Source organism: Chthonobacter albigriseus, assembly GCF_013839445.1.
Lineage (GTDB): Bacteria > Pseudomonadota > Alphaproteobacteria > Rhizobiales > Pleomorphomonadaceae > Chthonobacter > Chthonobacter albigriseus.
Genome location: NZ_JACDIT010000002.1, coordinates 263,450 through 281,470, shown reverse-complemented (window position 1 = coordinate 281,470; position 18,021 = coordinate 263,450). Strand labels below are relative to the sequence as shown.

Below are 18,021 nucleotides of genomic sequence, written 5' to 3'. Positions count from 1 at the left end.
TCCGGGCCCACCGGAATCCGCGTCCCATGTCGAAGACCACCCGCGCCACGCAGGCCCTCAAGGCCGCGGGCGCCGCCTTCACCGTGCACGAATACGCCTACGACCCCAACGCCGAGCGCATCGGCCTCCAGGCGGCCGAGGAGCTTGGCGTGCCGCCGCGGATCGTCCTGAAGACGTTGATGGCCGAGGTCGACGGCAAGCCGGTCTGCGTGGTGGTCCCCTCCGACCGCGAGGTGAGCATGAAGAAACTCGCCGCTGCCTTTGCCGGCAAGTCGGCCGCCATGATGAAGCCCGCCGACGCCGAGCGTGTCACCGGCTATCATGTCGGCGGCATCAGCCCCTTCGGCCAGAAGCGCGCAGTCCCGACCGCGATCGAGGAGGCTGCCATGGCCGAGGAACTCGTCTACATGAACGGTGGCCAGCGCGGGCTGCAGGTCCGCCTCAAGCCCGCCGACGCCGTGGCGGCACTGAAGGCCCGGATCGCCCCGCTCGTCGCCTGAACCGCAGGAGAACGCCCGATGTCCACCGTCCTTCCCATCATCGAGCGGCGCCGCATCGAGGCCGAGCTCCTCAAGGAGGTCTACGAGACCCTCCTGGAGCGTGTCGGCAAGGACGAGGCCAAGGCCGTCATCGCCGATGCCGTCCACCGATCCGCGGTGCGCCAGGCGGCCGCCTTCGCCGCCCGCGAGCCCGCCGGCACCAGCCTCGACAGCTTCGTCGACATCCAGAAGCACTGGACGGCCGAGGACGCGCTCACCGTCGAGGTGATCGCGCGCGATGAGACCCGCTTCGACTTCAACGTCACCCGCTGCCGCTATGCCGAGATGTACAAGGCCATGGGCCTCGGCGAGATCGGACCGCTGCTCTCCTGCAACCGCGACGGCGCTTTCTGCGAGGGCTACGACCCGAAGCTCAAGATGACCCGCACCCAGACCATCATGGGCGGCGCCTCCCACTGCGACTTCCGCTACACCTACGAGAAGGAGGAGGGCGGTGCCTGATCGGCCCCCGCCTGCCGCCACCCCCGGATGAAAATCAAAGACGTCGCGTCCTATGTGTTCCTGGCGCTCGCCTGGGGCTTCTCCTTCCTCGTGATCCTGAAGGCCGTGCACGCCTTCGGCTGGGTGGGAGCCGTCGCCTTCCGCTCGCTGGTCGCCGGTGTCACGCTGGTCCTGGCCGCCGCGTTGCTCCGGCGGCGGATGGATTTCGGCTTCGGGCTGTTCCCGCTGGCCGTGGTCGGCGCCACCACCGTCGCCGGCCAGCTCCTCGGCCTCTCCTACGCCACGCCGCGCATTGGCACCGCGATGGCGGCCATCCTGGTCGCCTCCATCCCAATGCTCTCCATGCTGATCGCGCGCCTCTGGAACATCGAGCGCATCCCGCCGCAGGGCGTCGTCGGCCTCTTCCTCGGCCTTGCGGGCATCGTCATGCTGGTCGGCTTCCCGGCCGTCGCGGTCACGCCCACCTTCGTGCTCGGCTGCGCCAGCGCGCTGTTCGGCTGCCTCTGCGCGGCGGTCGGCAGCGTCTACGCCAGCCAGCGCCTGAAGGGCGCCGGCACATGGGAGATCACCGCCGGATCCTTCCTGTGGGGCGGCCTGTTCAGCCTGCCGCTGCTTGCGGCCGTCCCCGTCCCCGGCACGCCGCAGCCGGTCGACTACGTCTACCTGCTCATCCTCGGCTGCGTGATGAGCGCCACCACCTACGTGCTCTACTTCCGCCTCGTCTCCACCATCGGTCCCACCCGGGCGATCAGCGTGGAGTTCGCCGTCACGGTCGTCGCGGTCCTCGTCGGCGCATTCGCCCTGCACGAGCCGCTCTCCGCGCTCCAGGTCGTCGGCGCGGCAACCATCGTCTGCGGCTGCGCCCTGGTGCTCGGCCTCTTGCCCGTCCGCCTCCTCGCGAGACTTCGGCCCGCCGCCTGACCGGCCTTGTTCACCACTGGAACGACGGCAGCACGTAGTCCGGACTGACGCGGTGCCGTTCGCCCTCCGCCTCGATCTCCTCCGATCCGAGCGCGGCATGGATGCCGGTGCGCACCAGCGCCGACGCTGCGCGGAAGCGCTTCGCCCCCACCACGTCGTGTTCGATGCTGTCGCCGATGCAGATCACCGTCGACGGGTCCGTCACGCCGGCCAGCTTGGCCGCATGTGCGTAGAGCTCGGGGTAGGGCTTGCCGATCCAGGTCACCCGCCCGCCCATCTCCTCGTAGAGCCGGGCGATCCGCCCCGCGCCGAAACGTGGCCCGAACGGGGTCAGCATGATCATGTCGGGGTTGGTGCAGATGCAGGGCACCCGCCGCACCGCCGCCGGCGCCAGCAGGTCACGGTAGGTCGACAGTGGGACGATGTCGCCGCGGCTCCCGGCGATCACCACGAAGTCAGCGTCCTCGCCCTCCATCGCCTCGCCGAAGCCGAGCGCATCCGCCAGGTTCCGCTCGCCGACACCCGAGACCGTCAGACACCGAGTGGCCGGACCGGGCGTCACCGCGATCCGCCCACCGGTCAACAGCGACAGCGCCACGTCGCCCGACGTCACGAAATGGTCCCAGCTCCCGGGATCGAACCCCAGCCCCGTCAGCCGCTCCGCATTGTAGGTCGCGCTCCGTCCGGAGTTGGAGATCAGCACCACCCCGCGCCCGCTCGCCTTCAGCCGCTGCAGCGTCTCCACGGCGCCCGGGTAAGGCCTCTGCCCGTCGTGCAGCACCCCGTACTGATCCACGAAGAAGGTGCCGAACAAGTCGGTCAGCGGCCGAATGCCTGGAAGGGCGGTCCAGGAGGAACGCGTCGCCTCCGCCATGCCCACATCCCCTTCCTGCGCATCGATCCGCCCGACCATAGCCCGGCCCGTCGCGCCGGTCGGCCCGGACTTTCGTCGCCTGGCCGAAGGATCGCCGGATCAGGTTTCCACTTTATGACGCAGCCCGTAGTCCCCGAACTTCGCCAGCGTCTCGGCGATCCGGCCGTCGTCAAGGATCACCGGCCCGCCCGGGATCCCGAGCGACAGGATGTACTGGCGCGCCAGGGTCTCCAGCTCCACCGCCCGCCACATCGCCTCGGCGAGGCTCGCCCCCACCGCCAGGATGCCGTGGTTGGCCAGCAGCACAGCGGTCCGCCCCTCCATGGCCTCCAGCGCAGCCATCGAGAGCTCCTTGGTGCCGTAGGTCGCATAGCGCGAGCAGCGCACGTCGGTGCCGCCAAAGGCGGCCACCATGTAGTGCGCGGCCGGGATCGGCTTGCGGCACATCGCCAGCGCCGTCGCGTGCACCGGATGGGCGTGCACGATCGCCTTGACGTCGGGCCGCGCCAGCATCACGTCGAGATGCATCCGCCACTCCGTGGACGGCGCCAGCGGGCCGGTCCAGACGCCGTAGGCCTCGAACGGCATCACGGCGATGTCGTCCGGCTGCATCGCCTCGTAGGGCGTCGCGCTCGGCGTGATCAGCATCGCCTCGCCCCGCCGCACGCTGATGTTGCCCGCTGTCCCCTGGTTCAGTCCCGACCGGTTCATCTCCCGGCAAGCGTCCACGATGGCGCGGCGGATCGTCAGGTCGTCACTCACGGGGCATCTCCGGTAGGCACGGCGTTGCAGGCGAATTCATCGCACGCCGCTGCGGCGGCCGGAAGGCCCGGCGCTCAGACCGTGGCGGCCGCCACGTCGGCGTTGGGCAGCGGCGTGGAAAGGTCCACCAGCGCCTTGATCGGCAGGTGGTCGGAGGCCACCCGCGCCAGCGGGCTCGCATGCACCGCGATCGTCTCCACCGTGCCGTGCGGCCAGCCGAGGATCCGGTCCAGCGCGAAGATCGGCCGGCGCGAGGGAAAACTCGGGTGGTTCGAGTGCACCGGCCCGAAGAACGGCTCCAGCGCCGCCAGAGGACAGTCCGGCCGGCCGGGCCGCCACTCGTTGAAGTCGCCCATCAGCACTGTCGGCATTGGCTCGCTGCGGTCCAGCGTCTGCAGCAGCGTCGCCGCCTGCTGCGCCCGCGATCGCCGGAGCAACCCGAGGTGCGCGCCCACCACGCGCAGCTTGCCCACCGGCAGGTCGAGCTCGGCCATCACCGCGCCGCGCGGCTCGGCATGCGGCAGCGTCAACCGCTTGATCCGGATCGCCTCGCCCTGGCGCACCAGGATGGCGTTGCCGTGCCAGCCGTGGCTCGCCGGCCGCGCCGCCACCGGCACCAGCGTCAGCCCCGTCCGCCGCTCCAGTCCGGGAAGGTCGAGCAGCCCGTTGCGCAGCCCGATCCGCCGGTCCGCCTCCTGCAGGCACACCACGTCCGCGTCCAGTTCGGCGATCACCTCGGCGATCCGCTCCGGGTCGAAGCGCCCGTCGGTCCCCACGCACTTGTGGATGTTGTAGGAGGCCACCACCACCTTCGCCCCGCGCTCCGGGGCGGGCGGGAACAGGAAGTCCGCCGCCGCCTGCGGCAGGATGGAGTCCACCAGCCGGCCCAAGCGCTGGCGGGTCGTTCCGCGTTCCCGCGCAAACTCGGTCAGCGCCAGGCGGAGCGGGGAGGGGGGTGTCGGCTTCTCTGCGGTCAACGCGGATCGGTCCGTGTCAGGCTGGGATGGGCGCATCCTCGTCTCACCGAGATAGCGGTTCGGTATGCTGCGCCGCAACCCGTCGGAGGGGAACAAGGCGAAAAAGACGTTGCGGCGAATGGGCCTGATCGAAAGTCGCCAGCCAGCCGCGAGGTTCCGCCTTCCCCTCAGACGATCCGCGTCCGCACGCCGCCCACGCCCGCGATCCGCCCTTCCACGAGATCCCCGCGCTTCAGCGCCGCCACGCCCTCCGGCGTCCCCGTGAAGATCAGGTCGCCCGGCTGCAGCGCCACCAGCCCGGACAGGTAGGCGATCGTCTCCGGCACCGACCAGATCATGTTGGCGATGTCGGAGGACTGCCGCACAGTCCCGTTGACGCTGAGCTCGATCAGCCCGGCGGCCGGATGCCCGATCTTCGCCGCCGGCACGATCGCCCCGATCGGCGCCGAGGCGTCGAAGCCCTTGGCCATGTCCCACGGCCGCCCGGCCTTCTTGGCCGCCGCCTGCAGGTCGCGCCGCGTCAGGTCCAGCCCCGCCGCGTAGCCGTAGACGTGGCCGAGCGCGTCTCCCTCGGCGATGTCCGTGCCGCCCCTGCCGATCGCCACCACCAGCTCCATCTCGTGGTGCAGGTCTTCGGTCGCGCTGGGGTAGGGCGTGTCGGCCTCTCCGGTCACGATCGCGTCCGCCGGCTTGGTGAAGAAGAACGGCGCCTCCCGTGTCGGATCCGCCCCCATCTCCCGCGCATGCTCGGCGTAGTTTCGCCCCACGCAGAAGATCCGGCGCACCGGGAACGCGCCGCCCCCTTCGACCGGAACCTCGGGGATGGCGGGCGCGGGAACGACATGGGCTGGCAAGACGGCACCTCGGGAGACGGAGACTGTCGGACCAGCCTTTTAGGCCGGACCGCCCCGTCGATAAAGCCGAAAAGCCATCCCTCACGCCCGCCCGCCAAATCGCCTATACATCCCCGGCGAGCCTCCCCAACCGGAACCCCGACATGCCCGGCGACACCTATCTCACCACGGCGGAAGCTGCCGACTACCTCAAGCTCAAGGAGCGCAAGCTCTACGAACTCGTCGCCGAGGCCGCGATCCCCTGCACCAAGGTCACCGGCAAGTGGCTGTTCCCGCGCGCCAGCCTCGATCGCTGGCTGGAGGCCGGCATGACCGGCCCGGCCGCCGCCGCGCGCGCCGCCCCGCCGGTGATCGCCGGCAGCCACGATCTCCTCCTGGAATGGGCCGCCCGCGACAGCGTTTGCGGCCTGGCGCTGCTCGCCGAGGGCAGTTCCCGAGGCCTGGAGCGCCTCGCCGCCGGAGAGGCGGCCGTCGCCGCCATCCATTTCCACGCGACCGACGAAAGCGATCCGCCCAATCTGGCCGCCGTCTCCGCCCGGGCCGACCTCGCCGATGCCGTCGTGGTCTCCTTCTGCCGCCGGGAGCAGGGCCTCGTCGTTGCGCCCGGCAACCCGCTCGGCCTAGCCGCCGTCGAGGACGCCGTCGCCCGCAAGGCCCGTTTCGCCGTCCGCCAGCCTGGCGCCGGCGCCCAGCTCCTCCTGGAGGCGATTCTCGCCCGCGCCGGCATCGCCGCTGGAACGCTCGCCGTCGCCGCCGGGCCGTGCGCCACCGGGTCCGAACTCGCGCTCGCCGTCCGCGTCGGCCGCGCCGACTGCGGCATTGCTTCCCGCGGAGTCGCCGAGACCCACGGCCTCGCCTTCCTGCCGCTCGCCTGGGAACGCTTCGACCTCGCGCTCCGCCGCCGCACCTATTTCGAGCCCGGCCCGCAGCGCCTGTTCGCCCTGATGCGGACGCCCGCCTTTGTTGCCCGCGCGGCCGAGTTCGGCGGCTATGACGTGTCCGAAGCCGGCACGATCCTGCTCAACCGGTGACCCGAAGGTCCCTCTTGCCTGCGACCGCGTTATATCCAATGATGCATAGCGAACCCCGTCCGGAGGCTCGCATGCTCACCCGTCGCCGCATTCTGGCCGTCGCCGCCGCGCTCTCGCTCCTCCCCGCCGCTCCCGCCGCCGCGGAGGAAAAGCCCATCCTCGTTTTCGCGGCCGCCTCCCTGAAGACCGCGCTCGACGAGGTCGCCGCCGCCTGGCAGACCGAAACCGGCAAGGCCGTCACGGTCAGCTACGCCGCCTCCGGCGCGCTCGCCAGGCAGGTGGAGGAGGGCGCCCCCGTCGATCTCTTCTTCTCCGCCGACCTCAAGTGGATGGATCACCTGGAAAAGGCCGGCCTCGTCGAACCCGCCAGCCGCACGGCGCTTCTCGGCAACGAACTCGTTCTGATCGCCCCTGCCGACAGCACCGCCGTCTTCGAGCCCAAGCCCGGCGCCGATCTCGCAGCCCTGATCGGCGACGGCCGCATCGCCCTCGGCGAGCCGAAGTCCGTCCCCGCCGGCGCCTACGCCAAGGCTGCGCTCGAGTCCCTTGGCCTGTGGGCCGCGGTCGAGCCGAAGGCCGCCTTCGTCGACAAGGTCACCGCCGCGCTTACGCTCGTTGCCCGCGGCGAGGCGCCGTTCGGCGTCGTCTACGCCACCGATGCCCGAGCCGTGCCGGAGGTGAAGGTCGTCGCTGTTTTCCCCGCTTCCAGCCACCCGCCGATCGTCTATCCTGTCGCCCGGCTGAAAAGCTCTCCGAGCCCCGACGCCGACGCCTTCCTCGCCTACCTCAAGGGCGAGGCGGCCGGCGCCGTCTTCACCGAAGCCGGCTTCACCCTCCTGCCGTGACGATCCCGTCCCGGCTCCCTTCGCACCGGACGCCCCATGCCGGAGTTGACACCTGAAGAGTGGACGGCGGTCGCCCTCAGCCTGCGCATCGCCGCGGTCGCAACCCTCGCCAGCTTGCCGTTCGCCATCGCCGTTGCCCACCTGCTGGCCCGTCGCGATTTTCCCGGCAAGACCCTTGTCGACGGGCTCGTCCACCTGCCGCTGGTGCTTCCGCCCGTCGTCACCGGCTACCTGCTGCTGCTGCTCTTCGGCAAGCGCGGCCCGCTCGGCGCCTTCCTGGCCGACTTCGGGATCGTCTTCTCCTTCCGCTGGACCGGTGCGGCGCTCGCCTGCGCCGTGATGGGCTTCCCTCTGATGGTCCGCGCGATCCGCCTTTCCTTCGAGGCGGTCGACCGCCGGCTGGAAGCCGCCGCCGGCACGCTCGGGGCCGGCCCATTCGCCGTCTTCGCCACGGTCACTCTGCCGCTGGCACTGCCGGGGGTGCTGGTCGGGGCCATCCTCTGCTTCGCCAAGGCCCTCGGCGAGTTCGGCGCCACCATCACCTTCGTCTCCAACATCCCCGGCGAAACGCAGACCCTCTCCGCCGCCATCTACACCTTCACCCAGATCCCCGGCGGCGATGCCGGCGCCCTTCGCCTCACCGTCGTCGCGGTCGTCATCGCCCTCGGCGCGCTCGTGCTTTCAGAATGGCTCCAGCGTCGCGCCAGCCGCCGCGTGGCGGTCTACGCATGATCGAGTTCGACTGCCGCCTCGCGCGGCCGGATTTCAAGCTGGACGTTGCGTTCAGCGCGGGGCAGGGCGTCACCGCCCTGTTCGGCCCATCCGGCTCCGGCAAGTCCACGGTCATTCGCCTGATCGCCGGCCTGGAGCGTCCCGACGACGGCCGCATCGTCGCCGACGACGCCGTCCTCGCCGACACCGCCGCCGGCATCGTTTTGCCCCCGCATCGCCGCCGCATCGGCCTCGTCTTCCAGGACGCGCAGCTCTTTCCGCACCTGTCCGTGCGCGCCAACCTCACCTATGGCCGCTGGTTCACCCCGCGGCGCGAGCGCGCCGTTCCCTTCGACGACGTCGTCCAGGTCCTCGGCATCGACCGCCTGCTCGATCGTCGGCCCGCAACGCTCTCCGGCGGCGAACGCCAGCGCGTCGCCATCGGCCGCGCGCTCCTCGCCTCGCCGCGCCTTCTCCTGATGGACGAACCGCTCGCCTCGCTCGACGATGCCCGCAAGCGCGAGATCCTGCCCTTCATCGAACACCTGCGCGACGCTTTCCGAATCCCCATCGTCTACGTCAGCCACGCCGTGGACGAGGTCGCCCGTCTCGCCGGTCACGTGGTCCGCCTTGAAGCCGGCCGGGTCGCAGCCGCCGGTCCCGCCTCCGAGATCCTCGCGCCCACCTCGCTTTCCACCGCCTCGCGTTTCGAAGCTGTCTCCATCCTCACCGCCACGGTGGAGCGCTACGATCCGGCCTTCGCCGTTACCATCCTCGACCACCCCGCCGGTCGCATCATCCTCCCCGGCCACCTCGGCGGGACGGCTATGGAGCCAACGCCCACCGGCCTGGGGCCCGGGTCGCCTGCCACAAGTCAGGCGGGCGCCATGACGGGCAAACCAACGGACCGAACCGCGTCGTCGCCCCCCGGCGCGCTGGTCCGCCTCTCCATCCGTGCCACCAACGTCACCCTCGCCGTCGGCAGGCCCAGCAACCTCTCAATCCGCACCGCGCTCACCGGAACGGTGGTCCACATCGCCACCGACGACGGCCCGTTCGCTCTCGCCACCATCGCGCTCCGCGGCGGCGACCGCCTCACCGCCTACATCACCCGCCTCGCCGCCGCCGAACTCGGCCTCGACACCGGCGACGAAGTCCACGCCCTCATCAAGGCCGTCTCCCTCGACGAACGCATGGTCCCCGGCCTCCAGATCCCCAGCGAATAACCCGCCCGACCCTGCCGTTCGCCCGCCTCCAGCCGCCACAGAACGCCGCCGTTCGCCCCTACCCACACGCCACAGAACGCACCGCGGTTCGCCCCTCATTCGAGCCGTCATGGCCCGCGCAGGCGGACCACCCACGCCTTTGTGAGTGCCGCTCTACATCGTGTTCTGAGGTGGTGCACCGTCCCGGAAAAATGCGGTGGTCCGCCTGCGCGGACCAAGACGGGGAGGGGAAGGCCCGCTGCTTACGGTCCACCGCTACTGCTGAGGCCCTTCGACCCACCGCCCCCTGCCGATCGCCCGTCACCCATCACGCCCCGTCCACCACCACCTCCGCCTCGAAGCGCCCGAACTCCTCCTCCACCACATCCCGCATGCGCGCCTCGACCCGCCTGTACGCCGCCAGCATGTCCGCGCCGAAAGGCGTCAGCCCGGCGCCGCCGCCGTGCGCGCCGCCGGCGTTCGCTGTCACCACCGGCTGCGTGAACATCTGGTTCAGGCTGTCCACCAGCAGCCATGCGCGTCGATAGGACATGCCCAGTTCCCGCCCTGCCGCCGAGATCGAGCCGGTCCTGCCGATCGCCTCGAGCAGGTCCGCCTTGCCCGGCCCTATCCGCATCCCGTCTCCGAACACGATCCTGATGCGCGGGGTCGCCCGTACCTCCCGGCGATCGCTTCCATCCGGCAGGTTCCGCGGCTTGTTCATCTCGGTCCTCGCTCCTGGTCGTCGGGGTTAAGCGTACTTCGCCAGAAATCGGCGGTCGATCCAGTCCTTCAGCCGGAAGGCGGCGCGCCCGTGCCACCAAAGGCCGCCTCGCATGGCAAGGCCGGTCCCGTCGCCGAGGTTCATGATCCAGAGATAGCGCGCCTGCGGCTCGAAGGTCGCCGGTTCGCCGCCCTCCGCCGCCGCGAGCAGATTGCGCGCCAGCACCGGAGCCTGCCGGATCGCGTAGACCCCGATCCGCGGCAGTTCATGCCCTTCGATCGCCACGCAGTCACCCCCGCCGTGCACCCGCGGATCCCTTCGCGAGCGCAGATGCCGGTCCAGAACCAGCGCGCCGTTCGGATCCAGCGGTAGGTCGCAGACGGCGAGCCGTCGCGGTCGAAGACCGGTCGCGTTGACGAACAGGTCGGTGCCGATCGACTCCCCGTTCGCCAACCGCACCGCGTCCGGATCTACAGACGCCACCCGGGCCCCTGTCCGCACCAAGACGCCGCGCCGCCGCAGCGCATCCACCGCCGCCGCCCCGGCCCGCCCGGGCAACTGCGCCAGCACCCGCTCCCCGCCCGCCAGCAGCGTGACGTCGACACGTCCCCCGATGCGCCGGCCGAGCGCCTCCAGGTTGGCCGCCATCTCCGCCGCGGTCGCCCCGCCTCCGGCCACCGCGATCCGCGTCGGCCGGCCCGCCGCCGCCCGCGCCTCCACCGTCGCCCGCAGCTCGGCGATCCGCCGCACCGGCTTCACCGCGAAGCACCGGTCCGGATGCGCCGCCTCGCCGGGGATGGGCGGCGCTTCGCTGCCGATGTCCAGCGATACGACGTCGAACGGCACCTCGGTCCCGTCCTCCAGCGTCAGCCGGCTTCGTTCCGACGATAAGCCCGTCACCACGCCCCGGTGATAAGTTCCGCCGGCTTTCGCCGTCAGCGCGGCGATGTCGATCCGATCGAGGGCAGGGGGATAGATCCCGCCGGCCACCCCGGTCGCCAGGCCCGAGTACCAGAAATCCCCCGGCGCTATCACCGTCAGCCGATGACCTCGCCGTGTGAACGCCTCGGCGCCGGCAATCACGTCGAGGTGGGCGTGTCCAGCTCCGACCAGAACGATATGTTTGCCTGCCACGATATGTCCTCCGCGTCGTCGCTTTTTGTAGCGCTACACGCACGACAGTCGTTCCGGAAAACACGACTACACGATCGCCGGAGAACACCGCCCCGTGGACGCGGTTGCCCCCGCCCGCCGGCCGCCTACGGTTAAAAGTCGGTTGAGACCAGCACTCGCCTTAGAATTGAATTTGTCCTGAACTCGGAACGTCGAATTCATGCGCGGCTGGTAGAAAGGCTGCAATGAGGTTCAAATTCGTGGAGCATCATCATGTTTGCCCGAGCGGTCATCCTTGCGACACTCTTCGCCGCCGGAGCCAGCGTCCCTGCCCACGCGCTCGTCGTTATTCCCAAGAGCGTCTTCGTTCCGCCGCTGCTTGAGGAAGAGACCGAGGCCGAGCCGGACGCGGGCGAGGCGGTTCCCGAGACCCGCCAGGCGGACGCCGACGGAGCCGAGATCCAGACCCTCCGCATCTGAACGACAGCGGGAGGCGGGACAATCGCCCGAACGGAAAAGCCCGCCGGATGGCGGGCTTTCGTCTCGCGGTTCGGGTGCGGGTGGAAGTCGGCTCAGTGCCCCGAGCCGCCCTTCAGTTCACGCACCAGCGTGATCGCGATGATTTTGATATCTTTGAGCAATCCGGCATTTCGAACGTACTCGAGATCCTTCTCGATACGGCCGATCGCCATGTCCCGGTTTGTCGTCGGGCCGCGGAAACCGTTGACCTGGGCAAGCCCGGTAAGGCCCGGCCGGACCGTGTGGCGGTCGAAGTAGTCGGGCACCAGTTCCTCATAGAGCACGCCCGCCGCCAGCATCCCCGGCACGTGCGGCCGCGGTCCCACCAGCGACATGTCGCCCTTCACCACGTTGAGCAGCTGTGGCAGTTCGTCGAGGCTCAGCCGCCGCAGGAAGCGCCCGAACGGGGTCACCCGGGGGTCGGAATCCGTCGTCTGCGCAACCCCGCTGGCGTCGCAGCGCTCCAAGTACATCGTCCGGAACTTGTAGATTTCGAACAGCTGATTCTGGTATCCGATCCGCTTCTGGCGGAAGAACACCGGCCCCCGGCTCGTCAGCTTGATCGTTGCTGCAATCAGAAGTAGCAGAGGCAGCAGGGCAACCAGCCCGATCAGGGCGGCGGCGAAATCGAACGCTCGTTTGGAAACCCCCGGCGGAACCCCGATCGGCCGCCGGCTCTGACCGCCGAAACCCCGGCGGCGCGGCTGCGGAACCACCCCGGATGCCGCCGATTGATAGACGCGTTTCAATGCGCCTACCGTCGAATGATCATGGAGATCCTTGAGACTGCCAACGGCGCCAGACGCGACGAGAAGCTCTTCGTTGGTATCGATTCGCATAACGACCCCGATACAAAGATTTTAAAAATACGATCGTCGAGAAAACGACGGACTTGGGGTGGCTATTCCCGACTAAAGCCGGAAGCAGCGAAATAGCTGCCTCGCAAGTAACAGATTGTTAAGGTTTTCTGCCCGTTTACGCAAGTGGCGAAGTTGCTCGTGTCCGACAAATATCCAGAATCGGATTGAAAGTCGGACTGGGCCGAAGCCTCAGCGCTCGCTGAACGCCAAGCCGAATGTCCGATAGATCGGCTTCAGCAGATAGCGCATCAGCGATTTCTCGCCGGTCACGATCTGCGCCTGAACCACCATGCCGGCCTTCAGCGGCCTGGGATGGGCCGAATCTCCCAGAACATCGGCATCCAGCGACAGCTTCGCCCGATAGTAGAGCACCCCGTCAGGGGTCTGCAGGGTCGATTGCGAGATGTCGGTCACCCGCCCGGTCAGCCGGCCGTAGACGTTCGGGTCGAAAGTCGTCACCCGGATCTCGGCTTCGTCGCCCACCAGGACGTGCCCGATGTCCTCCGGCTTGATCTGCACCTCCGCCAGCAGCGTCGTCCCGGACGGCACCACCTTGCCGATCGGCTGTCCGGCGGGAATAACGTCGCCCACCGAGGTCGGCATCAACTCCAGCACCTCGCCGTCCACCGGCGAGCGGACCACCAGCCGCGCCGCGCGGTCCGCCTGCTTCTCGATCGCGCTCGCCATCTCGGCGAGTTCGCTCTCCACCTTGGCGAGTTCCTCCGACCAGATCCGCCGCGTCTCCGCTTCCGCCCCGGCCAGCATATGCTCCGCTTCGGCAACCGCCTCGCGGGCTTTGGCGAGCCTGCCCGCCGCGCTCGCCGCCTGGATCTGCGCCTGCTGGAACGCTGCTTCGGCTTCCAGGTAGTCGCGCTTGGAGGTCAGACCCTTCGGCAGCAGCTTGCCGCGGATCTCCACCTGTTCCTGCTGGACCCGCACCAGCCCCTGCAGGCCGGCGACCTCGGTCTCCAATGCCAGCACCTCTTCCCGCTGCTGCTGCAGTTTGCTCGTATAGAGCAGCCGGTCCGCCTCGGCTTTCACCTGCCGGGCCGCGAACACGCTGCGTTCCGCATCGAGAACGCTGCCGGCATCGGCTGCCGCGGTCGCGAACGGCTTGCCGTCGAGCAGTGCCTTCAGACGCGCGCGCTGCAACCCGAGATCGAAGATGCGCGAGCGGAGCTGACCGTAGTCGGCCACCACCGCGGCTGGCGCCAGCTTCACCAGCGGATCGCCGGCTTTCACCGACATTCCCGGCCGCACCAGGATCTCGGCGACCACACCGCCTTCCAGGTGTTGCAGCACCCGGATCTGGCCTTCCGGCATGATCTGACCGCCGGCAACCGCCAGTTCCCGGATCGGCGTCAGCGTCGCCCATACGATGCCGGCCACCACCAGCATCGAACCGAAAGCGAGCACGCGGTAGCTGCGCCGGCCCGTCGGACCGTCGTCGAGTTCGATCGGTGTCGTGAAGGCCAACGGATTGGCTTCGGCCGCCTTGCCGACCCAACTGGAAAGGTTCATCGGGCGAACCTCCCGACGTCAGTTGCGGCCAGAGCGAGGGCGCGATCCATCATGCGGTCCTCGCGCTGGCGGCAAGGATCCGCGGAACCATCTCGGCCGGCGTGCCGGAAGCGACCATCGTCCCGTCGTTGATGTAGCAGACGCGGTCGCAGAGCCGCATGTGGCTCGGGCGCGCTGTCACCATCAGCACGGTGCTGGTTCCGCGCCGGTCGAGCAGCAGCTTCTGGAACGCCTCGTCGCCGGTGCGGTCCAGGTAGTTGGCGGGCTCGTCCAGAAACAGGATCGGACGCTCGGCCACCAGCACCCGCGCCAGCAGCAGGCGCTGGATGATCGACAGGGAAAGCTGCTCCTTCATTTCGGCGTTGACCCGGGTCGAAAGGCCTTCCGGGAACATCGGATGCGGGAAGGGCAGATCCAGCTGGCGCAGCGTCGACAGGATCTCCGAATCGGTCGCCTCCGGCGCTGCCAGCCGCACGTTCTGCGCCACCGTTCCGTGAAACAGCATCGAGTCCTGAGGCAGGTAGCCGATGCTGCGGCGCACGTCGCCCAGTTCGAGCTGCCGCAGGTCGAGGCCGTCGAACCGGATGCTCCCGGCCTGCGGCTGGTGCAGTCCGACCAGAAGCCGAAGCAGGGTGCTCTTGCCCGATCCGCTCGGACCGGTGATGGCGACGAACTCGCCGGCCTTCAGATCGAACGACATTCCGCGCAGCGACAGGTCCTGCCGCATCGGATAACGAAACCCGACGCCGCTTACCGAGATCGCCCCGGCGAATTCTCGGCGGATGGTCGGCACCAGCGTCGGCTCGCGTTCCGGCTTCATCTTCATCAATTGGTCGATCTGCCGGATCGTCGAGCGCAGTTGCGCCAGTCTGTGCAGCGAAAGCAGCACTTCCTGGATCGGCGACAGCACACGCCAGGCCACCGCCATGATCGCCACCAGCGCTCCGACGGACAGCTCGCCTTCCATGGCCCGCCACGCTCCAAGGCCGAGCAATCCCGCCCCGGAGATCGAAACGCAGGCCTGCGACGCGGTCTGCAGCAGCGCGCTCGCGCTGTTGGCATGGTATCGCTGGACCACGTAGGCCGCATAGGCCGCCTCGGCCCGCTTCAACCACATCTGCGACGCGCCAGCCTCACGGATCGCCCGCAACTTGGTGGCGATCTCCACGGACAGGGCATCGGACCTGACCTTCGCGTCGCCGGCCAGCTTGTTGCGTGTGGCGACAACCGGCGACGACAGCGCTGCGATGCTGCCGACCACCAGCGCCAGCGCAACCGGCACGAAGCCAAGGCTCCCGCCGAGCGTGAAGATCAGGGCGAAGAAGATCAGCGTGAACGGAAGGTCCAGGATCGCCGACGCAAGACGGCCCTGGAACAGCTCGCGGCCGATCTCGAACTGCCGGAAGCGCGCCAGCTGCGGCCCGAGGCCGGCCGACTCCGTCATGGCGATGGGCAGGTGGAGTAGCTTGGAGAAGACGTTGATGGCTATCGCCGCATCGATCCGGCCGCCCAGATCGGCCAGCCGCTCGGCGCGGACCCCGCGCATCCGATGTTCCAATGCCAGCGCCACGCAGATGCCGGCCAGCAGGAAGGCCAGCGTGTCGAGCGACAGCGTGCCGATCGCCTTGTCGTAGACGGTCATGACGAAGAGGGTCGTCATCGGAACCAGCAGGTTGATCCCCAGCGACAGCAGCGCGATCGCCTTCAGCCGTCCGCGCATGCCGATGATCTGGGCTGTCACCCAGTCGAGCGACCGTCCTGGAGCGGGGTCGGCCTCGCCCGAAGTCCTCATCGGCCGCAGGACCGTGCCCGTCAGCTGCGCTCGCGGCACGGCGCGCGACGCTCGGGTCGCTCCATCGAAACACAGGAACCCGCCATCCTCGGTCTCGCTCAGCACTACGCCGAGCCGTCCCGTTGCGCTAACAAGCAGGCAGGGCAGCGACTGCCCAGCCAGGTGCGCCGCGTTGCCGGAAAGCGTCTCGGTCCGGATGCCGAGCCGTAGCAGAACGGCCCGCAACGCCGGGAGGTCCTGGATCGCCTCCAGGTGTGGCATCGCCTCGAAAACGTGCCGGGGCGCTCCGTTCCAACCCAGCGCGTCGAGAAGCACCGCCAGGCAGGCCTCCTCATCCGTGCCCGGCGCCTTCGCCTCGGCGTTTCGGTTGGCGAACGCCTCTGTGATCCGCCGGCGCGACGCCAACACCGCATTCTCGGCCGCAGCGGCCGGTCCGGGTAGTGTAAACTGGAAGTCGGTCATGCGCCGACCCCCGCCGCGACCGGACGCGCCGCATCGCTGGCCGTCACCTTGGCGATCCGCCCGTGGTCCATCGTCACCAAGCGGTCGGCGATCGACGCCATCGACGGCCGGTTGGTGACGAGCAGGATTGTCGTCGTGCCACGCAACTGCGCGAGCCCTGCGGCAAGCGCGCGATCGGCGGCCATGTCCAGACTGGTGTTCACCTCGTCGAGGATGAGGAATCCCGGACGCCGGGCGATCGCCCGTGCGATGGCCACCCTCTGCAGGAAGCCGCCGGAGAACTGTTCGCCGATACCGTCCGCCATGCGCGATTCATAGCCGAACGGCAGCAGGTTGATGTCCCGCTCCAGACCGATCAGCCGGCATGATTCCAGGGCGACGTCGGTGGCGTCCGGCCGAAACATCGTGATGTTCTCAAGAACCGTCCCGCGGACCGTCGCCTGCCGCTGGGTAACGAAGGCCACCCGGGTGACGAGGCGCTCCGGGTCGAGATGGATGTCCTCCCCGTCGAGCAGGATCTGTCCGCTGTCGGGCAGCAGCATGCCGGCGGCGAGTTCGGCCAGCGTCGACTTCCCGCTGCCGTCCGGCCCGGTCAGCGCGACGATCTCGCCGGGATTGAAGTCGAATTGCTCGATCCCGAGTGGCGAGGCGCCCGGCCGCATCCGATTGAGGCTCACCGCCCTGAAGCTCACCGCCGCAGGCTCGCGGCGCAGCGGCAGAGGCGTTATCCGCGGTCGGACGGCCGGCAGCGAGATCAGCGGTTCGGCCTTGCCCTCTGCGACCATCAGGCTCTGAAGCTCGGAAAGCAGCGACACCGCTCGCAGCAGCGGCTGGAGCGACCACCCCGCCAGCATGGTGCAGCAGGCGAGCGTGCCGATGCTGAGGCCGTCGGTGATGGCCAGAACCGCCCCGATCGACACCATGACGACCTGCGTCAGCGTCGACGACAGCGATGCGAACGACTGGGCGTCGTCGCTGATCCGAATTGTCTCGCTGGTGCAGCGGGCGGCGGTTTCCTGAAGCCGCTCGAATCGCCGCACCATCTGCGGTTCCATCGCGTGCGCCTTGATGGTGCCGATACCGGTCAGCGTCTCGATCAGGAAGTCGCGGATCTTCAGATCCTCGAACGACCGCGCCTCCACCACACGCCGAAGTTGGGAGCCGCGCGATGCGCCGATCGACCCGAGCAGGACGAACAGCACGATCGGCACCAGCACCAGCCAATGTCCCACCACCCCGAGCACGATGAGATAGATCGGCACGAAGGGCAGGTCGACGAGCACCAGCCGCGACGGGCTCGCCTGCCATTCGCTCACCGCGGTAAGCGCCTGTAGCCGCTCCAGGATCCGGCTCGGCGGTTCGGAATCGACCCAGGCCTGCGGTGCCGCGAGAATGCGGCCGAGCGCTTCCGACTGGACCTTCCAGGCGAGTTGTGTGGCCGACCAGGTGATCAGGTTCGTCCGGGCGATCCGAAGCACGCTTTCACAGGCTGCAACCACAACCACCCCGATCAGCAGCAGCGACAGCGTGTCGAGCGCGCGTTGCGGGATGATCCGGTCGTAGATCTGCAGGGTGGCGAGGGGAAGCACCAGGCTGAGCAGGTTGACAGCGATCGAACCCAGGATCACCACGGGCGAAAGCCCGCTCACCGTGTCCCGCACGAGCCGGATCACGCGGCGGATCACCGTCGTCTGGCCGGCCACGGACCGGCGGCCGAATCGAGCCGGGTCGTTCGGGCGGTTGGGGATCCCCACTATTGACACTCGCAGATCTACCTCTGGTTCAGACGATTGCTGCGGCAAATCTAGGACTAAGCCTTAAAGAAGCGCTTAACTATTCCGGGAGGCAG

At 69.0% G+C, this 18,021-nt stretch carries 18 protein-coding genes; 8 read left to right on the top strand and 10 right to left on the bottom strand.

Annotated elements, in window-relative coordinates:
- Nucleotides 1–26: 26 nt before the first annotated feature.
- The 3 genes from ybaK to HZ321_RS09435 are packed head-to-tail and all read left to right on the top strand — an operon-like array spanning nt 27 to nt 1,922.
- Nucleotides 27–500: a Cys-tRNA(Pro) deacylase gene (gene ybaK, locus HZ321_RS09445; RefSeq protein ID WP_181702035.1), complete on the top strand. Its 474-nt coding sequence runs from the start codon at nt 27–29 to the stop codon at nt 498–500.
- An 18-nt stretch (nt 501–518) separates the two neighbouring features.
- On the top strand, nt 519–1,001 hold the full coding sequence (locus HZ321_RS09440; RefSeq protein WP_181702034.1) for an L-2-amino-thiazoline-4-carboxylic acid hydrolase: 483 nt from the start codon (nt 519–521) through the stop codon (nt 999–1,001).
- Nucleotides 1,002–1,028: 27 nt separating this feature from the next.
- Nucleotides 1,029–1,922: a DMT family transporter gene (locus HZ321_RS09435; protein ID WP_181702033.1), complete on the top strand. Its 894-nt coding sequence runs from the start codon at nt 1,029–1,031 to the stop codon at nt 1,920–1,922.
- Nucleotides 1,923–1,932: 10 nt separating this feature from the next.
- On the opposite strand, the gene HZ321_RS09430 is transcribed toward HZ321_RS09435, so the two are convergent.
- From HZ321_RS09430 to HZ321_RS09415, 4 genes are all read right to left on the bottom strand, one after another.
- Nucleotides 1,933–2,796: a TIGR01459 family HAD-type hydrolase gene (locus tag HZ321_RS09430; RefSeq protein WP_181702032.1), complete on the bottom strand. Its 864-nt coding sequence runs from the start codon at nt 2,794–2,796 to the stop codon at nt 1,933–1,935.
- A 99-nt stretch (nt 2,797–2,895) separates the two neighbouring features.
- Nucleotides 2,896–3,558, bottom strand: a complete 663-nt coding sequence (locus tag HZ321_RS09425) for a class II aldolase/adducin family protein (RefSeq protein ID WP_342343830.1) — start codon at nt 3,556–3,558, stop codon at nt 2,896–2,898.
- 74 nt (nt 3,559–3,632) lie between these two features.
- Nucleotides 3,633–4,535, bottom strand: a complete 903-nt coding sequence (locus HZ321_RS09420; protein ID WP_206682761.1) for an endonuclease/exonuclease/phosphatase family protein — start codon at nt 4,533–4,535, stop codon at nt 3,633–3,635.
- A 167-nt stretch (nt 4,536–4,702) separates the two neighbouring features.
- Nucleotides 4,703–5,389 (bottom strand): fumarylacetoacetate hydrolase family protein, encoded by a 687-nt coding sequence (locus HZ321_RS09415; RefSeq protein ID WP_181702030.1) that lies wholly within the window; start codon nt 5,387–5,389, stop codon nt 4,703–4,705.
- Between the two features lie 143 nt (nt 5,390–5,532).
- Here HZ321_RS09415 and HZ321_RS09410 point away from each other — a divergent pair, with 143 nt between their 5' ends.
- From HZ321_RS09410 to modC, 4 genes are all read left to right on the top strand, one after another.
- The gene (locus HZ321_RS09410; RefSeq protein WP_181702029.1) at nt 5,533–6,420 is read left to right on the top strand and encodes a helix-turn-helix transcriptional regulator; all 888 of its coding nucleotides are present in this window, start codon (nt 5,533–5,535) and stop codon (nt 6,418–6,420) included.
- 71 nt (nt 6,421–6,491) lie between these two features.
- Nucleotides 6,492–7,265 (top strand): molybdate ABC transporter substrate-binding protein, encoded by a 774-nt coding sequence (gene modA, locus HZ321_RS09405; protein ID WP_181702028.1) that lies wholly within the window; start codon nt 6,492–6,494, stop codon nt 7,263–7,265.
- Between the two features lie 36 nt (nt 7,266–7,301).
- Nucleotides 7,302–7,997: a molybdate ABC transporter permease subunit gene (gene modB, locus HZ321_RS09400; RefSeq protein ID WP_181702027.1), complete on the top strand. Its 696-nt coding sequence runs from the start codon at nt 7,302–7,304 to the stop codon at nt 7,995–7,997.
- Nucleotides 7,994–9,202, top strand: a complete 1,209-nt coding sequence (gene modC, locus HZ321_RS09395) for a molybdenum ABC transporter ATP-binding protein (RefSeq protein ID WP_181702026.1) — start codon at nt 7,994–7,996, stop codon at nt 9,200–9,202. The genes modB and modC overlap by 4 nt, the downstream gene beginning before the upstream one ends.
- Nucleotides 9,203–9,509: 307 nt before the next feature.
- Here modC and HZ321_RS09390 read toward each other — a convergent pair whose 3' ends face one another.
- Together HZ321_RS09390 and HZ321_RS09385 are read right to left on the bottom strand one after the other, a co-directional pair.
- The gene (locus tag HZ321_RS09390; RefSeq protein WP_181702025.1) at nt 9,510–9,905 is read right to left on the bottom strand and encodes a winged helix-turn-helix domain-containing protein; all 396 of its coding nucleotides are present in this window, start codon (nt 9,903–9,905) and stop codon (nt 9,510–9,512) included.
- Nucleotides 9,906–9,932: 27 nt separating this feature from the next.
- Entirely contained in the window at nt 9,933–11,039 is a 1,107-nt protein-coding gene (locus tag HZ321_RS09385; RefSeq protein WP_181702024.1) for an FAD-dependent oxidoreductase, read from the bottom strand.
- A 252-nt stretch (nt 11,040–11,291) separates the two neighbouring features.
- Between HZ321_RS09385 and HZ321_RS09380 the strand changes: the two genes are divergently transcribed.
- A complete protein-coding gene (locus HZ321_RS09380) occupies nt 11,292–11,498 on the top strand; it encodes a hypothetical protein (RefSeq protein ID WP_181702023.1) in 207 nt (68 codons plus the stop codon).
- Nucleotides 11,499–11,590: 92 nt separating this feature from the next.
- Here the strand turns inward: HZ321_RS09380 and HZ321_RS09375 are convergent, their stop codons facing one another.
- From HZ321_RS09375 to HZ321_RS09360, 4 genes are all read right to left on the bottom strand, one after another.
- Nucleotides 11,591–12,376, bottom strand: a complete 786-nt coding sequence (locus tag HZ321_RS09375) for a sugar transferase (protein ID WP_181702022.1) — start codon at nt 12,374–12,376, stop codon at nt 11,591–11,593.
- A gap of 210 nt (nt 12,377–12,586) precedes the next feature.
- On the bottom strand, nt 12,587–13,918 hold the full coding sequence (locus HZ321_RS09370) for an HlyD family type I secretion periplasmic adaptor subunit (protein ID WP_181702021.1): 1,332 nt from the start codon (nt 13,916–13,918) through the stop codon (nt 12,587–12,589).
- A 49-nt stretch (nt 13,919–13,967) separates the two neighbouring features.
- Nucleotides 13,968–16,172 (bottom strand): peptidase domain-containing ABC transporter, encoded by a 2,205-nt coding sequence (locus HZ321_RS09365; protein ID WP_181702020.1) that lies wholly within the window; start codon nt 16,170–16,172, stop codon nt 13,968–13,970.
- Nucleotides 16,169–17,926: an ABC transporter transmembrane domain-containing protein gene (locus HZ321_RS09360; RefSeq protein ID WP_181702019.1), complete on the bottom strand. Its 1,758-nt coding sequence runs from the start codon at nt 17,924–17,926 to the stop codon at nt 16,169–16,171. Before HZ321_RS09360 ends, HZ321_RS09365 begins: the two co-directional genes overlap by 4 nt.
- Nucleotides 17,927–18,021: the final 95 nt, after the last annotated feature.

Coding starts and splice junctions, on each gene's coding strand:
- ybaK (WP_181702035.1), top strand. CDS start 27: ATGTCGAAGACCACCCGCGCCACGCAGGCCCTCAAGGCCGCGGGCGCC.
- HZ321_RS09440 (WP_181702034.1), top strand. CDS start 519: ATGTCCACCGTCCTTCCCATCATCGAGCGGCGCCGCATCGAGGCCGAG.
- HZ321_RS09435 (WP_181702033.1), top strand. CDS start 1,029: ATGAAAATCAAAGACGTCGCGTCCTATGTGTTCCTGGCGCTCGCCTGG.
- HZ321_RS09430 (WP_181702032.1), bottom strand. CDS start 2,796: ATGGCGGAGGCGACGCGTTCCTCCTGGACCGCCCTTCCAGGCATTCGG.
- HZ321_RS09410 (WP_181702029.1), top strand. CDS start 5,533: ATGCCCGGCGACACCTATCTCACCACGGCGGAAGCTGCCGACTACCTC.
- modA (WP_181702028.1), top strand. CDS start 6,492: ATGCTCACCCGTCGCCGCATTCTGGCCGTCGCCGCCGCGCTCTCGCTC.
- modB (WP_181702027.1), top strand. CDS start 7,302: ATGCCGGAGTTGACACCTGAAGAGTGGACGGCGGTCGCCCTCAGCCTG.
- modC (WP_181702026.1), top strand. CDS start 7,994: ATGATCGAGTTCGACTGCCGCCTCGCGCGGCCGGATTTCAAGCTGGAC.
- HZ321_RS09390 (WP_181702025.1), bottom strand. CDS start 9,905: ATGAACAAGCCGCGGAACCTGCCGGATGGAAGCGATCGCCGGGAGGTA.
- HZ321_RS09380 (WP_181702023.1), top strand. CDS start 11,292: ATGTTTGCCCGAGCGGTCATCCTTGCGACACTCTTCGCCGCCGGAGCC.
- HZ321_RS09375 (WP_181702022.1), bottom strand. CDS start 12,376: ATGCGAATCGATACCAACGAAGAGCTTCTCGTCGCGTCTGGCGCCGTT.
- HZ321_RS09370 (WP_181702021.1), bottom strand. CDS start 13,918: ATGAACCTTTCCAGTTGGGTCGGCAAGGCGGCCGAAGCCAATCCGTTG.
- HZ321_RS09365 (WP_181702020.1), bottom strand. CDS start 16,172: ATGACCGACTTCCAGTTTACACTACCCGGACCGGCCGCTGCGGCCGAG.